A 1273-nucleotide genomic window follows, 5' to 3' on the forward strand; every position below is an offset into this window, starting at 1 on the left:
CGTCATTTAAAAATTCGTGCTGGTGAAAAAATTGCCATATTGGGGCGTAACGGTGCAGGTAAGTCGACACTGCTCCAGCTTCTATCTGGTATGCAAGTTCCAACTCAAGGCGCAGTACATTTAGATGGTCTCGATCTTTCATTAATTGACCCTTCTGATGTACGTCGTGATATGGGTTTACTTAACCAGAATGCGCATCTTTTCTACGGTACGATTCGTGAAAACCTCACTTTAGGCGCGCCGCTTGCAACGGATGAAGAGATTCTTCGTGCGTTAGTAGTGACTGGTGCATTACCTTTTGTTCAAGAGAAAAAAGAAGGGCTAGATCACCTGATTTTAGAAGGTGGTGTTGGTTTCTCTGGTGGTCAGAAACAAGCGTTGTTACTGGCTCGTTTATTGATTCGTCAACCTAACATTTTATTGTTAGACGAACCGACAGCAGCCATTGATGACGTGGCAGAGAAACAACTGATTGATCATTTAAAAGGTTGGCTGGCACATCGGACCTTGGTCGTTGCGACCCACCGCCGCGCTGTATTAGAACTTGTAGACCGTATTATTGTCGTGAATGAAGGCAAGATCGTGATGGACGGTCCAAGAGATCAGGTACTCAATCAATCAACAGCCCAACAAAAACAAGTGAGCCAAGGGGGTAATTCATGAGCGAACCACAACAAGAACAACAACTCACCCGTTCAATGAATGTCTCTTATAGTGAGCCACCCTTACCACGTGCCAGTTTAGTGATCTGGATTGTCGGTATTGGCTTGGTTATTTTCTTTATCTGGGCGTGGGTATTTAAACTTGAAGAAGTTTCTACTGGTACAGGTAAAGTCATTCCATCATCTAAAGAGCAGGTCATCCAGTCTTTAGAAGGCGGTATTCTAACTAAGCTGAATGTACAAGAAGGTGACATCGTTCAAAAAGGCGAAATTCTTGCACAGCTCGATCCAACCCGTTTTGCCTCTAATGTCGGTGAATCAAGATCTTTGCTGATCTCTGCTCAGGCGACAGCAGCGCGTTTACGTGCGGAAGTAAACGGTACATCTTTGGTTTTTCCTGAAATTGTGATGAAAGAACCAAAGTTAGTACAAGAAGAAACTGCATTATATCGCTCGCGTCGTGCTGATCTTGAACAAACCCTTGCGGGTTTTAGGCAAGCTCTACAGTTAGTACAACAAGAACTGGCGATGACAGAGCCTTTGGTTGCTAAAGGTGCAGCAAGTGAGGTCGAGGTTTTACGTTTACGTCGTGAAGCAAATGATTTGCAAAA

Annotated in this window: 2 protein-coding genes; both read left to right on the top strand. The window is 44.2% G+C overall.

Annotated elements, in window-relative coordinates:
* Nucleotides 1-663: ATP-binding cassette domain-containing protein (locus B806_RS0105005; RefSeq protein ID WP_017402709.1), on the top strand; the 663-nt coding region annotated here is incomplete at its 5' end.
* Nucleotides 660-1273: biotin/lipoyl-binding protein (locus B806_RS0105010; RefSeq protein ID WP_017402710.1), on the top strand; the 614-nt coding region annotated here is incomplete at its 3' end. The genes B806_RS0105005 and B806_RS0105010, both read left to right, overlap by 4 nt.

This window comes from Acinetobacter sp. TG2027, from assembly GCF_000302435.1.
GTDB classification, from domain to species: domain Bacteria; phylum Pseudomonadota; class Gammaproteobacteria; order Pseudomonadales; family Moraxellaceae; genus Acinetobacter; species Acinetobacter pittii.